The 12,923-nt window shown below is 58.7% G+C and carries 7 protein-coding genes and 3 pseudogenes; 6 read left to right on the top strand and 4 right to left on the bottom strand.

Annotated elements, in window-relative coordinates; all coding sequences use genetic code 11:
* Nucleotides 1-10: 10 nt before the first annotated feature.
* The 5 genes and pseudogenes from YUO_RS0133610 to YUO_RS48175 form a co-directional block, all read left to right on the top strand.
* A complete protein-coding gene (locus tag YUO_RS0133610; RefSeq protein WP_028351161.1) occupies nucleotides 11-1,129 on the top strand; it encodes a branched-chain amino acid ABC transporter substrate-binding protein in 1,119 nt (372 codons plus the stop codon).
* 600 nt (nucleotides 1,130-1,729) lie between these two features.
* Nucleotides 1,730-2,314 carry a hypothetical protein gene (locus tag YUO_RS0133605; RefSeq protein WP_028351160.1) on the top strand — a complete coding sequence of 195 codons (585 nt, stop codon included), beginning with the start codon at nucleotides 1,730-1,732 and terminating at the stop codon, nucleotides 2,312-2,314.
* Nucleotides 2,315-2,318: 4 nt separating this feature from the next.
* The gene (locus YUO_RS44100) at nucleotides 2,319-3,521 is read left to right on the top strand and encodes a ThiF family adenylyltransferase (RefSeq protein ID WP_051379774.1); all 1,203 of its coding nucleotides are present in this window, start codon (nucleotides 2,319-2,321) and stop codon (nucleotides 3,519-3,521) included.
* 51 nt (nucleotides 3,522-3,572) lie between these two features.
* Nucleotides 3,573-3,881 (top strand): annotated as a pseudogene (locus tag YUO_RS48760) (Mov34/MPN/PAD-1 family protein); the annotation flags it as partial.
* A 276-nt stretch (nucleotides 3,882-4,157) separates the two neighbouring features.
* Nucleotides 4,158-4,446 (top strand): annotated as a pseudogene (locus YUO_RS48175) (SOS response-associated peptidase); the annotation flags it as partial.
* Nucleotides 4,447-4,482: 36 nt separating this feature from the next.
* Here YUO_RS48175 and YUO_RS48555 read toward each other — a convergent pair.
* Nucleotides 4,483-6,789, bottom strand: coding sequence for a glycoside hydrolase family 113 (locus tag YUO_RS48555; RefSeq protein WP_028351158.1), 2,307 nt, complete (start codon nucleotides 6,787-6,789; stop codon nucleotides 4,483-4,485).
* A gap of 1,182 nt (nucleotides 6,790-7,971) precedes the next feature.
* Entirely contained in the window at nucleotides 7,972-8,301 is a 330-nt protein-coding gene (locus YUO_RS0133580; RefSeq protein ID WP_028351157.1) for a hypothetical protein, read from the bottom strand.
* A gap of 131 nt (nucleotides 8,302-8,432) precedes the next feature.
* Here YUO_RS0133580 and YUO_RS0133575 point away from each other — a divergent pair, with 131 nt between their 5' ends.
* The gene (locus YUO_RS0133575; protein ID WP_312002359.1) at nucleotides 8,433-8,870 is read left to right on the top strand and encodes a MarR family winged helix-turn-helix transcriptional regulator; all 438 of its coding nucleotides are present in this window, start codon (nucleotides 8,433-8,435) and stop codon (nucleotides 8,868-8,870) included.
* Between the two features lie 1,261 nt (nucleotides 8,871-10,131).
* Here the strand turns inward: YUO_RS0133575 and YUO_RS0133565 are convergent.
* Entirely contained in the window at nucleotides 10,132-10,962 is an 831-nt protein-coding gene (locus YUO_RS0133565; protein ID WP_028351155.1) for a Crp/Fnr family transcriptional regulator, read from the bottom strand.
* 839 nt (nucleotides 10,963-11,801) lie between these two features.
* Nucleotides 11,802-12,745 (bottom strand): annotated as a pseudogene (locus tag YUO_RS45430) (IS630 family transposase).
* Nucleotides 12,746-12,923: the final 178 nt, after the last annotated feature.

The raw sequence follows: 12,923 nt of genomic DNA, 5'->3' as shown, positions 1-12,923 counted from the left end.
GGACCATTCCATGAAATCACTCAGGCTCTTCGGCTTGGCACTTGGTGCATCCCTCACGTTCTCCACAGCGGCATTCGCGGAGGACATCACCATCGCTGTCGCGGGACCGATAACCGGCGGCGAATCCGCATTCGGCCGGCAGATGAAGAACGGCGCCGAACAGGCGGTGGCCGATATCAACGCCGCCGGCGGCGTGCTCGGCAAGAAACTCGCGCTGCAGGTCGGCGACGATGCCTGCGATCCCAAGCAGGCGCGCTCGGTGGCTGAAAAGTTCGCCAGCGCGAAGATCCCGTTCGTTGCCGGTCACTTCTGCTCGTCGTCCTCGATCCCGGCGTCGGAAGCCTATGCCGACGGCAACGTGCTGCAGATCACGCCGGCCTCGACCAACCCGCTGTTTACCGAGCGCAAGTTGTGGAACGTGGCGCGCGTCTGCGGCCGTGACGACCAGCAGGGTCTGGTCGCCGCCGACTACATCGTCAAGAACTACAAGGGCAAGAACGTCGCCATCCTCAACGACAAGACCACCTACGGCAAGGGCCTTGCCGACGAGACCAAGAAGGCGCTCAACAAGGCTGGCTTCACCGAGAAGATGTTCGAGTCCTACAACAAGGGCAACAAGGACTTTAACTCGATCGTGTCGCGCCTGAAGCGTGACAATATCGATCTCGTGTTCGTCGGCGGCTACCATCAGGAAGCCGGCCTGATCCTGCGCCAAATGCGCGACCAGGGCCTAAAGACCGTGCTGATGTCGGGTGACGCGTTGGCCGACAGGGAATATGCCTCGATCACCGGCGCCGCCGGCGCAGGCACGCTCTTCACCTTCGGACCCGACCCACGCAAGAAGCCGACGGCGGCTGCAATCGTCGAAAAGTTCAGGGGCAAGAACATCGACCCCGAAGGCTACACCCTCTACACCTACGCTGCGGTACAGGTGTGGGCGCAGGCTGTGGCCAAAGCCGGCACCACGGATCCGAAGAAGGTGATGGATACGATCAAAGCGGGCTCCTGGGAGACTGCGATCGGCAAGCTGGAATATGACGCCAAGGGCGACATCACGCAGATCGACTATGTCGTTTATAAATGGGACGACAAGGGCGGCTATGCCGAGGTGAACGAAAAGGGTTCCTGACGCATCTCAATCCGATATAAGAAAGCCCTGACGATCGCTGGAGCGTTTTCTTTTCAGAGCCCGCCATTTGGTGGCTCGGCGGGGGGTTAGGGCGGAGATCATCAGTCGATTGCTCCAGGGCAGCAAACTAGAACTGAAAGAAATTGAGCGTTTGAACTCGGCCTACAGATAGGCCCTGCTCTCGCTTTGCTTCGTTGATCTTCCGGGCTCCGGCAATAAGCGAGAATCGAAACCTCCTTGGCTGCGCTTCCCGCGGGCACGCAATTTTTCCCGTGGATTGCGGAGGCATTTGCTTGAATTGTGACAATCGCGGATCCACAAGCGGGTCGTCTCGATTTTGCCGACTGGCGTGAGGTTGCGGCGACGGGCAAAGTACGTCCCCCACAAGTGTGTCTCCTAATCGGGGCAAAGTAGGTCCCCTACTCGGCGCCACGGCGCCGAGCGTGACAGCAAGCAGAGAAGGAATTCACGAATGGCTAAACCGCCCCATCCAACACATCCGGAGCATCCCGACGTGCCGCCTGGCCCGCCCAGCGAGACACCGGGCAAAGGCCCGCCGCGCCCGAGTTCGCCGCCCGGACATCGTCCTGTAGGCTAAGCTTGGCTAAGCACAGCGAGCCCCGCGCCGACGAGGATTGGTGGACGATTTGGCCCGAGGTTCTTGATGCCGAGCTGGCGGAGTTCGCACGGCTCGGCATTGCGCCCCGAACTATTCACAAGGGAAACGGGATCCTGATCCTGGAAGCGGACTGGCCGGTGGATGGACAGTCCGTCCCCATGCTGTTGCGCATCGGGTATTCTCCGCTGCACCCCTTTTGTCGCCCCGCGGTGGCTGCGCCGAACGAGAGCTTCGAGCGGCATCAAAACCCCCTCAGCCGCGAGCTGTGCCTGCTGACGCAGGAATCGGGACAGTGGGACTCCAACCAGCTCGTCGCGGCCTTTGTCCAGGAGCGCTTGAACCATCTCCTGCGCGCCCTCGCCGCAAGAAAGGAGGGTCGCTGGGACGATGCAGCTAAGCTCGAGGAGCAGGCCGCCGATCCGTTAATGCCGTACTTCGCGGGAGCCTCCGAGGAGGATTCGGTCATCCTATTCGACGGTCATGCTCCGTTGCCGCCGGCGCCGCATGGGCTGCTGGAGGTGGTCTGCTCGGGTCGCTTTCAGCAACACGAACCAGGCCGCGTTTGAAGGCATGCTGCGGCAACTGAAGACCAGCAGCGGCGCGGCCATCGGAAAACGGTTCGGATTTCCGACGGAGCCACGCGACGCTCAGGTGCTCACCGGTCGATGGGTCAAGTTCACTCCGCCCGCGACCACCGATGCGCGCGAGTTGCTCCGGCTTGCCGAAGCAGAACTTGCGCGCCAGGCGGTGATGCAGCCGGCCAGCGTGCGCAAAGTCAACGAGGCGGCGCGTGGCCCCCTCTCGACCACCGGCATCGCGTTTCCGGAGGAGGTCAAGTACGGCCCTAAGAAGAACGGCGCGGGATGGCTGTTCCTGGTCACCCGGCCTGCACTTGCGGACGGAAGGACTGCCGGTGCGCCGCGGCTGGTGCTCGGCGAGCGCGCCGGAAAGGACGACGTCTTTTCACGACTGCCCATCGCCAAATCGCTTCTGACAAAGAAGGCCGTCGTCGTCGGGGCCGGCGCGATCGGAAGCTTCTCCGGCCTAGAACTGGCGCGCGCCGGCGTCGGAGAAGTCACCTTTCTTGATTTCGACGTGGTCCAACCGGGCAACAGCCTGCGCTGGCCGCTGGGTCGCTCGGCCTGGGGAAGAGGCAAGGCCGCGGCTCTCGCGAACTTCATCGCCGAGAACTATCCATGGACGAAAGCGTGCTTCATTCCCGGGCGTCTCGGCGAGGCAACCACCAATGCCGCCGCGATCCCGCCTGACCCCGGCAACGTGCTGGCGCCGGTCTTCCAGGCGCTGCGCGGCGCGGATGTGGTGGTCGACGCTTCCGCATCGGAAGAAGTACAGCTTGCCCTGTCACACTACTGCAAGCGGTTCGGTGTACCTTACGTGGTCGGTCACGCGACACATGGGGTTGCAGGCGGCCTGGTCGCGCGTTTTCTGCCAGACGCCGAAGGCTGCTTCGTCTGCCTCAACGAGCACTGGAAGGACAAGCGCATACCCGAGCCACGGGTCGACAACGCCGGCATGGTGATTCCGGTCGGCTGCAATGCCCCGACATTCACCGGCGGCGGCTTCGACCTACAGGAGATCTCGCTCGAAATCGTTCGTACGGCGGTCGGACTGCTCTCGGAGGGAAACTACGATCCCGGCGGTTGGACCGTTGCCGTACTGACGCTCAAGAACGAAGACAGATCGAGGACCCTGCCCCGTTGGGAGGCACACCCCTGCCCACCTCACCCAAAATGCTGCGGAGCCAGTCGATGATCGTGTGGCTGTCCTCGCGCGTGATGCAATCGATGGTCGAATGCGCGCGGGATTTGTCGCCCCTGGAGAACGGAGGGATCCTTCTGGGCTGGCGTTCAGGCGAGGATCGTATCATCGTCGATCTGCGCGGCCCCCGGCCCCCTCGCCCTTCACGGTCGCCATTGTTTCCTGCCGGATCACAACTGGCAGGTGGCGGAAATCAACCACGCCTTCGAGGCAAGCGGCGGCGATTTGGATTATCTCGGCGACTGGCACTCCCATCCCGACGGCGTCGCCGAGATGAGCGATCTCGATTCGGCGACGCTCTTGCGGATAGCCCGACGGGTGAGTGAGCCGTTGATGCTCATCGTCGCCGGGAGCGGAACGGACTGGTCGCCGCGTTGCTGGAAGGGACAGCTCGTCCGTTCATTGCTTCGGCGGCGACTGTTGGCGACGCCGCAGGAGCTCAAGATTTTCGATCCTTCTTCGGTCTGGCCGCGGCAGACTGCAGTCTTATCGACGTCGTTGAAGACTCCGGCGCTAAGCTCGCCTTCGATCCGGTCGCAATCGGAACCAGAACGGCCGCGAACGATCAGTGGATTGGGGTTAGACGGCCGTTCTGCAGTAGAGATGAATCGATCAATGACGATCGGCCGCTTGACCCGCTTTGCCGGGATATGGATCGAGTTCAAAAGCGATCTCGGCACGAAATCGAAGCCGATTCCCGGGCCTCATCTGGTCTCCGGATTTCTTACGAGTGACCGAACGCAATCGTCGATCCTATCCACCCAAAGGCAATGCCGGTCATCTCGACGACTGACGAAGAGCGCGACATTGGATGCACGCCACGTGGGATGAAGCCAGGGCGCTCCAGCGGCCTCTGCCTGACGACGCTTTGAAGATCGTCATGCGCGGCGTAGGCAATGAAGACAATGTCCTTGCATGATTAAGAAGGGTCTCTTCCATCTTTCGGGGTCAGTTATCAGATGACCCAGAAATCGCTCGCGTGGAGCTGATCCACGGTCGTATTCTTGATCTCAATCGTGTTGTTAGCGTCTAAGGTGATCACGACGCTGGTGCCGCTCTCGATCATGTGCGATTGCACGGCATTGAAATCGGCAAGCACCGTCTTGTCGATTTGAATGAGGTCCTGGACACCATCGGTGTTCTGAAAGTCGGCGACTGTGTCCTTGCCGAAGCCGGCAGCAAAAACGAACGTATCATTGCCGGACCCGCCGGCCAGATAATCGTTGCCGCCGCCACCGGTCAGGCGGTCGTTGCCGCTGCCGCCATACAGGAACTCGTTGCCCGTACCGCCCTGCAGGCTGTCATTGCCGTCATCGCCAGACATTTGCGTTGCCGCGGTGCCGCCTTTCAGCTGGTCATCGCCGGCGTCGCCGTGCATGGTATCGAGTCCGCCGCTACCGGAGAGATAATCGTTTCCATCACCGCCATTCATGACATTGGCTGCCCAACTGCCATAGAGCTGGTCCTTGCCGGCGCCGCCGTCGAGCATGGCGCCGGTGTCGCCGGTCGAGGCTTTGATGATGTCGCTGCCGTCATCGCCGTAAAGTTGATCCGTCGCGGTGGTGATGCCGGCGCCGCTGTTGATCGTGTCGGCGTCCGCGCCGCCGTGGATCACATCCGCGCCCGGACCACCGTTGATGGTGTCGTTGCCCGCACCGCCCTGGATCATGTCCGTCCCGGCGCCGCCGTTGATCACATCCTTGCCGGCTCCTCCGTCAAGGTTGTCATTGTCCGTCGATGAGCCGAAGAACAGGTCCTGGTGCGCGGTCATGTCGTAGTGGATGGATTTGTTCTGATAGAGATTCCACGTTCTCGGCGAGCTCGGATTGACGGCGTCGGCGGCGGAAAGATGCTCGCCGTTGACCGTAATGTCCTTGATGTAAAGGTTGCGGTCACCATTGGCGTTGGCGATATCGTTGATGAACGCGAGATCGAGACTGGAGACTGTCGCCGGGTTGGCGAAGGTGAATGTGAAGGTCTGGAAGCCTGATGCGTCGGTCGCGCCGCGGAACTCGACGGTGTTGCCGACCTGCTGCCCGTTGATCAGGAGCTGCATTTTGGCGCCGACGCCGTCGACGACGGAGCCGTAGCCCGTCACGGTGACGGTGGTCTGCGTGAGCTTCGGAATTGCATCGGGGCCGCCGGTAATGATGTCGTCGCCGCCGCCTGACTTGATTGTGTCGTTGCCGACCCCACCCGACAGCACGTCATTGCCGCCGCCGACATCCATCAGATCCGCGGAGGGAGAACCCGTCAGATTCTGGCCGGGCGGCTGGTGCTGTCCTCCGTACCATTCAGTAATCAACTGCTGCGCAGGCTTGCCTTGCGGTGAGTAGCCGATCGGCGAGTATTTGTTGTTCGTGTCCCAGTTCCAGATCGACGCGCCCCTGAACCAGCTTCCGCCTTCCGATCCCCACACCTGAAAGAAGGCGTTGAAGGCATCGTATTGCTCTTGGACGTCCTGCGTCGTGCCTTCGGCCCAGCCGCCCGGACTGATATTGGTTCCGTCGACGCTGCGATAGCCGGTTTCAGTGAAGAACACCTGCTTGTCATACTGCAGGGCAAGGGAGTGGAAGAAGTCGACCGGCGACATGTGGTTCATCACCTTCGCCCAGTAGTCGTCCGTGGACATGCTGTTCCACGCATTGACCATCTCCTCGACGGTCGGGTCCGTTTTCGTCGTCAGCGGCGGATAAGCATTGATTCCGATGACATCAACCTTGTCCCAAAAGCTGACATTGATGGCTTCGTCGGTTGCGGCGGCATAAGTGATCTCGCCGTGGAACACAGCGCGTACTGAATCAATGAGGTCGACCCAATAACTTAGGTATTCTGGGCCGGAGAGCTTGCCCAGCTCATTGCCGATCACAAGCATGCTGACGCCTGCTTGTTCGGCGATTCCAGCCATACGAACCAGGTGGTTCTTGTAGGAAGCAAAGAAAGCGGCGGGATCACTCGGATTGAGCACGTATGCAAGCGAGCCATCGAGGGCCGAGACCATAGGCTTCAGCGTGACCGAAAGGCCGAGCGCCTGCGCATTTGCAATGGCCTGCAGAATATTGGCGTCGCTCTCGGTCTTGTTGGGATCGGCGAAGACGTCACTCGACGTCCTGGTTTGCATAAACAGCCGCGGAGCGAGTTCGATCGAGTTTGCATTGGTGCCCGCGATCGCCTGCATGGCAGCCTGCGCGGAACTCGCGACGAATGCGCCATTGTAGTTTGAGAGGAATCCAAATCCTTGAACAGGAAATACGCCGGCCATCTACAGCTCCTCTTTCTTTCTTCGCAGTTTCTCTTGCTGCCTGGTGGCTCGGTTGCTTGCGCAGAGGCACCGGTCTGCGTGTTCAGCGTATTCAACGCAGCAGAGCATTCCACTCGCGCGCAGCGATGCAGCACGCCGCAGATACGCGTTCAACGTGGGCGTGTTGTGACAGAATTAAGTTGATCTTGCGATTGCTGCTGTGCGTCGTTGCAATGTGAAGTGGATTCAAACTAAAACTCGAAACGAGCTTACTCAAAAATTCGAACCCCTTCACGCGACACCAATGTTTATGCCCCCGGCGCAGTGGTTAGCGCGTCCGACCGGGGGGCTTATACATATTGAGCTAACGAGAGTTGACCTGCTTCGTTCGGTCGATAACGACCGGCAAATCAATTTTAGACTGATTTCGAAATCCTGAACTCGCAGGCTAGGAGCACGCGCGATTACCCGAACGCAATCTGCGTTGTTTAGATTCCGATTAACGGGACATCAATTTGCGGCCGATGTAGCGCAAACTGTCATATCGTACGATGCTTTCGAGGGATAGCTGCGATCAGTTGGTCATTTTTGCGCGAAAGATGCAAAACATGAGCGAGATTCTCCGCCAAGCGACGCCAGAAAATCGTTATGCGATCATTCGTTTCTGGAGCTCTGGTTCAGAGGCCCATGGGGCGTTTCCTCCCTGACTGGCCGTGTGTAAAGTTCGCGCGGGCTTTTTTTTGCATTCAGCAAAATCGCGGGCATTCATACGTGTAAAGCGTAAAAGAGCTAGCAAGGGGCGGCCAAGCGAATTGATCGTTCGCCGTTGGTTGAATCGCAATGCGGTCAGGCAAAGTACTTCGTGCTGAGCCGCTTCGGCGGCCGTGCAGCCTGCTCCTCCGCGTTTGGGCGCGCAGCCAGCTTCCCCGCTGGAGCCAAAGCACTCGAAGTGGCTGGCCACACTCGAATTGTAGATCTTCCGGACCGACAAAAATATGAAGCGTGGCGAAGTCGTCAGCCTTCGGTATGCGTCGGGGAATTCCTCTCGTGCCTTCTCCAGCGGCATAGGTTGTCGATACGCTCGATTGAAACGCGCGCCCAGTTCAGGGCTTCCATCCGCCGACATGACGCTGGGGCTGGAAATGCGCCCTGCGATCGCATCTGCGGCGTGCCGCGGTAGGAGTACCTAGCCATGTCCCACTCCTATGCCGTTTCGCAGATTGAGATGGGTTTGACCGCGCGATTGTATTTGCCGACACCAAAAACAGTCGGGCTCGTGAAACAGGGGTTACGCTTGGCCGTGCACAGTAACGAGATATCGATATTGATTAATGCAATGCGTCCGGCGTCGGCGAATAAATTCTGCGCTTCCGCGCTTTTCTCGACCGATTTCACCACACCGAATTGCCTACTTTGCTCGCGGCAACCCCGCCCCCGGTTTTCGATTGCAGTGACGCCAAGGTGATCCGGAAGTTCGCCGAGTGCCCGAACGATCTGGGCGCGCTGTGGGTTCGCGCGGACAGCATTGTCCATATTCTTAATCTGCGCTAGGGGGAACGAACCAACGGATGAACTGCTGACATATGATGCCTCAGGATATGCCTAGCCTAGCAAGAGCGGTCGACAGTGGCTCTGCTGAGAGTCAGGAGGTGGTCCGGCGATTCATGTGGGAAATAAGGTCGATCAATTTATGTCTGGAGGAACTTCGCCAATTCCGGGCCGATGTACTTGGCATTACTGGACCACAGTGGATGATCTTGATGGCCTTGGCGGAGTTGGACAGAGAAAACGGTGTTCCGGTCAACGTGGTATCGAAATTTATGCACGTCGACCCTTCATTCGTCACGACCCAATCAAAGCTGCTGGAGAAGAAGGGCTTCCTGCGGCGTAGGACCTCCACAAGCGATGCCCGGGTCGTCCAGATGTCACTGACGGACAAGACTTACAAGCATCTCGCTAGCGTCGCTGCACAACAGGAAGTCCTCGATGAGTTTGTTTTTGGTGATTTCGGTCTTCACGAACTGAGTGAGTTCGCTAATAGGCTCACTGCACTCAGGCATCGTCTAGAGAAAGCTCGCTTGAAAGTCGCTCTGGAGTCCTAAGGACCAATAATCCTTATGGCGTATCTGAACGAATTCGGAGCTCGGCCTGCCGGATAGCTCGCGTCGCCTCGACATCGACCATGAGCGCGGAATCTCGGCATTCGAGCATCGCGAGCGCGAGTTTCTCAAACGGGATCGTGACGAGCGGATAAGACAGCTACTGCGCAGCATGCCAAAGAGCGAGAAGCGTCAATAGCACGGCCGTAATCAATAGTCAGAGACAAGCGCTAAAGTCTACCAACCATCCCGTGATGGGACATCAAAAGGTAACTTTAGGCCGTCCTACAGCGCCCTTTTTGTTGGACCTCGATTAATGACCCGCCTAAGCAGATCGACTGTCACGTAAGCTTGACCTGGAGGCCCGCGAGACGTCCTGATCGCGGACCTCAATTGTCATCCGAGCCCTTTGGGGCTGTCGCTCGGGCTGGCTCGGCTTCTTGTATCTGCACATCGAACCAGCCAAGGTCCCTTAGCTCGCGCGCTTTCTTTTCGGCTCCGTCCCGACTATCTCGCTTCAATACAATGCGGCTTGCACCATCGCGGGCAAAGATCAAATAGGCCATTCTTCAGTTCATATTTGGTCTGAGTCCGAGCGAAAAGAGATCGCAGGCATTCTCGCGCTGCGACCTTCGGGCTTAAACAATCCATTATAAAAACGCTCGATCCGCCTGCCCGATATTTCGGATACTGATCTCCGCAATTATGACTGTGGAGTCATATTTTGCTGTTCCTAATGAGGAACAGAACGGTTGTTGCAGCACCGAGACACGTTAATGCAGAGCCCGTTACCGTTTGGCTTATTTAAGTGGCGTTCGGGAATGGTCATCGATCAGATGACTTTTAACACGATCATTCCAGCAACTGTACCGATGCGTGCGAGGTCGGCCCAATGGCGACGCCCTTGTAACGTGCGACCGATCGCCAGATGCCGACCGTTACGATAGGTACTGCAAGTGCGTAGCCGACACAAAGGCCGCTACACTACGATCGCCCATGATCAGTGCCAGGAAGAAAATTGACGCGAGCACGTTGACCGCAATTCCGCCCGGCCACCGCTCAATTCCAGAACGCCTGCCGCAGCGGCAAGTCCCCTTTCCAAGGCGACGCAGGACGTTCATGTGGACCAATCCGGTATGGGACGATAATGCCTCGAAGCCGAAAACGGCATGACGGTGTATCTGCGCATGTTAATGCGACCGGGCAGACAACACTGCCGCCGGCAACGCGTCTGCAAGATGCACTGAACGCCTGGGCGATTTTGCTAACCGCCTGCTCTTTTGCTGAGGGACTCAGAAAGGGCATAAGCGCCTGAAAGAAGCTTGTAACAGCCACATGCCTTTTGCTCGAGACCCTTGCGTTCATGGATCTGCAAGACACCACGCATCTTGCGAATTAACCTTTGTTCTTCGAATCGGATTAGCGTCTCGGTTACACCAGCGCGGCGCAACCCCAACGCGAACGAAAGGTAGTCATGGGTAATTGGAAGCACGTGAGTGCCCAGAGCATCACTCGCCAAACAGAGCCAGCTCGCGAGCCGCTGCTCGCGATCGTGCCGAACCCCGCACAATCCCGTCTGAGCGCAATGCAAGGTCAGCGCTTGAACGTACCGAAAAAGATGTTCTCGGATTTCAGGACGCTCCTTCGTCACCCGACGCAAATCCTCGACACGGATCCTGTGCGCACTTCCGGGAAAGAGCACAACAGATTGGTGCGTCGAAATATGCCCTACCACTAAGAGCGAAGCGCCGACCGCACCCCAATGTCCTATCACCGCCGATTCAAGGATGCTTTCCGCCGCGACAATTCTCAGCGAGACGAGGCCCGACTCGATAAAATAGACGTAATCAAGATGCTTTTTCGGCTCCTGCAGGATCATGCGTTCTTTCAGCACCATCGGCTCAAGGAACTCGCCTATTGCCGCGAGGTCTTGCAGAGAAAGACTGGCGAGGATCGCATTTTTCACAAAGGAGCGCGTACGAGGACGGATCTTAACAGGCCGGTCGAGCATCGGCTGTTTGCCGGAGGCCTTCGTGAGCGCTGCATCTCTTGAGCCGTCAAGCGCTTCGCGGACGGTGGACACATGGTCGGTCATAATGCGGCCCCCTCTCCCGACATGCGGCGGTCACCTCGCTGACACGTAACGAAAATTTGATTGGGACTGTAAGGACACTTTCATCCTGATTAATGCAATGAGCCTGGCGTTGAAGCTCAAATCCCGCGTTCGAGCGCCCTTCTTCGACGGATTCAATACCTTCCCTGTCGAACTGCTTCTCAAGTGCGGTGTCCGCCAGGGCGCCTCAGCCCGCCAACGCGAGCGTTGCGCGAGCCACCGCTCGATAGATTCCACGAGCGGTTGGCTGTTGCCGAACGAGACGGCGCCTCGGGGCTACAGCAACGGGTGTCCTTCTCGATGGCATAGAACTCGGCAATGTGCTTGAGCGCCTCGCCCGCAATGGGCGAAGGACCAGGAGTGGCAAGTTCGCAGAAGTTACGCCGCGCGCCGATCGGCAGAATTGAGAGCAAAGGCTGAGTGTCGATGAAACAGCGTCGGCCAGCATGATCAAATTGAACCGAAGATTGAGTCCGACCATCATTGGTGAAGCGCACGCCACCATCAACTCGTCGTTGGGCCGATGCCCTTCGTCCTCTAAGCTGGGTGACACCTTCCCGTCAGTTCGTCGTCAGCTTGCCTAAGTATCATTCGCAGCAGGGCGTAAGCAGCCCGAACTCACTGCGACGAAACGTACGCCGAAGGGACCCGCGAATCGTCATGTACAATCGAATCAGTGGCTTATCCACACACGCTACCTGAGGTGACGAGCTGAGTCAGTCGGTGGACAGCGACAGCTTTACCCGCCGTTATCAACCGTATTCTATGGCGGTAGCTCCAGACTGATCGCGTAAAAAGCGAATAACTAGAGCACGCTGTTTTTATACGGAAACATACCCAGAGTTTCTGAGATAGTTTGCGCACTCCTCGCTTGAGAAGAGATCGAGGAGTTCGCCGACTTTTCGCCAGGTTTGCTCGACGTCGTGTGGCTCAGCGGCTCGGACCAAATGTTTGAGTTTGGCGAGGACCTGCTCGATCGGGTTGAGGTCGGGGCTCTAGGGCGGCAGGAAGAGCAGATGCGCTCCCCGTGGCGCGGATGGCGTTGCGGGCCGGCTTGCCTTTGTGGCTGCCGAGGTTATCGAGGATGACGACCTCGCCCTTTGCCAGAGTTGGCGCCAACACCTTCTCGACATAAAGGGTGAAAAGCTCACCGTTGATGGGGCCATCGATGATCCACGGCTCGCTGATCCGGTCGTAGCGGAGCGCCGCGATGAAGGTCATGGTCTTCCAATGGCCGAAAGGCGCCGTCGCTTCGAGGCGCTGCCCACAGGGTCCCCAGCCGCGTAGCGGCGCCATGTTGGTTTTGACCCACGTCTCGTCGATAAAGATCAGGCGTGATGCATCGATCCTGCCCTGATGGGCCTTCCAGCGCGCCCGTTTACGGGCGATGTCGGGACGATCTTGCTCGGTCGGCAGAAGCGTTTTTTTTGAAGCTCAGCCCCTCGGCGTGAACAAAGGTCCACACCGCCCGCACGTCTGTCTTGATCCCGCGCGCGGCCAGCTCCCTCGTCAGCTTACGCAAGGTGAATGGCCCTGAGCGAATGCGCTTGCGCAGCCAGTCGGCATTGGCGCCGGATAAAACCGGCTTCTTGTGACCGCCGATCTTGCCGGGCGAGAGGCCGCCGGTCTCCCGCCTCAGGTTCTTCCACTTCGTCACACAGCAAGGACTGATCTGAAGTGCTTCGGCAATCGAACGAACGGTCTCGCCTGCATCAGCCCGCGCAAGAGCACGTCCGCGGATGTCTTCCGAGTAGGGTCGTGTCATCCATGCTGACTCCCGCTCCCAGCATGGAGTTTGAATCAGAAATCCTCCCGTCTGGGAATCTTGAGGGTTCTGTGAGGTCGCGGGGCAAAGGCCAGCCGCGCGCTCTGTCGTAACGTGCGACCTCATAGAAGCCGGATTGAACGAAGCCGCGGAGTTGCGGGGCGCTATGGCGATAGTG

Source organism: Bradyrhizobium murdochi (genome assembly GCF_000472965.1).
Lineage (GTDB): Bacteria > Pseudomonadota > Alphaproteobacteria > Rhizobiales > Xanthobacteraceae > Bradyrhizobium > Bradyrhizobium murdochi.
Note: the sequence above shows the minus strand (reverse complement) of the source record. Positions and strands in the feature narration are given on the sequence as shown.

Excerpts from the sequence above, each read along its gene's own strand:
- YUO_RS0133565 (WP_028351155.1), bottom strand. The coding sequence starts at position 10,962 with ATGACCGACCATGTGTCCACCGTCCGCGAAGCGCTTGACGGCTCAAGA.
- YUO_RS44100 (WP_051379774.1), top strand. The coding sequence starts at position 2,319 with ATGCTGCGGCAACTGAAGACCAGCAGCGGCGCGGCCATCGGAAAACGG.
- YUO_RS0133575 (WP_312002359.1), top strand. The coding sequence starts at position 8,433 with ATGTGGGAAATAAGGTCGATCAATTTATGTCTGGAGGAACTTCGCCAA.
- YUO_RS0133580 (WP_028351157.1), bottom strand. The coding sequence starts at position 8,301 with ATGGACAATGCTGTCCGCGCGAACCCACAGCGCGCCCAGATCGTTCGG.
- YUO_RS0133610 (WP_028351161.1), top strand. The coding sequence starts at position 11 with ATGAAATCACTCAGGCTCTTCGGCTTGGCACTTGGTGCATCCCTCACG.
- YUO_RS48555 (WP_028351158.1), bottom strand. The coding sequence starts at position 6,789 with ATGGCCGGCGTATTTCCTGTTCAAGGATTTGGATTCCTCTCAAACTAC.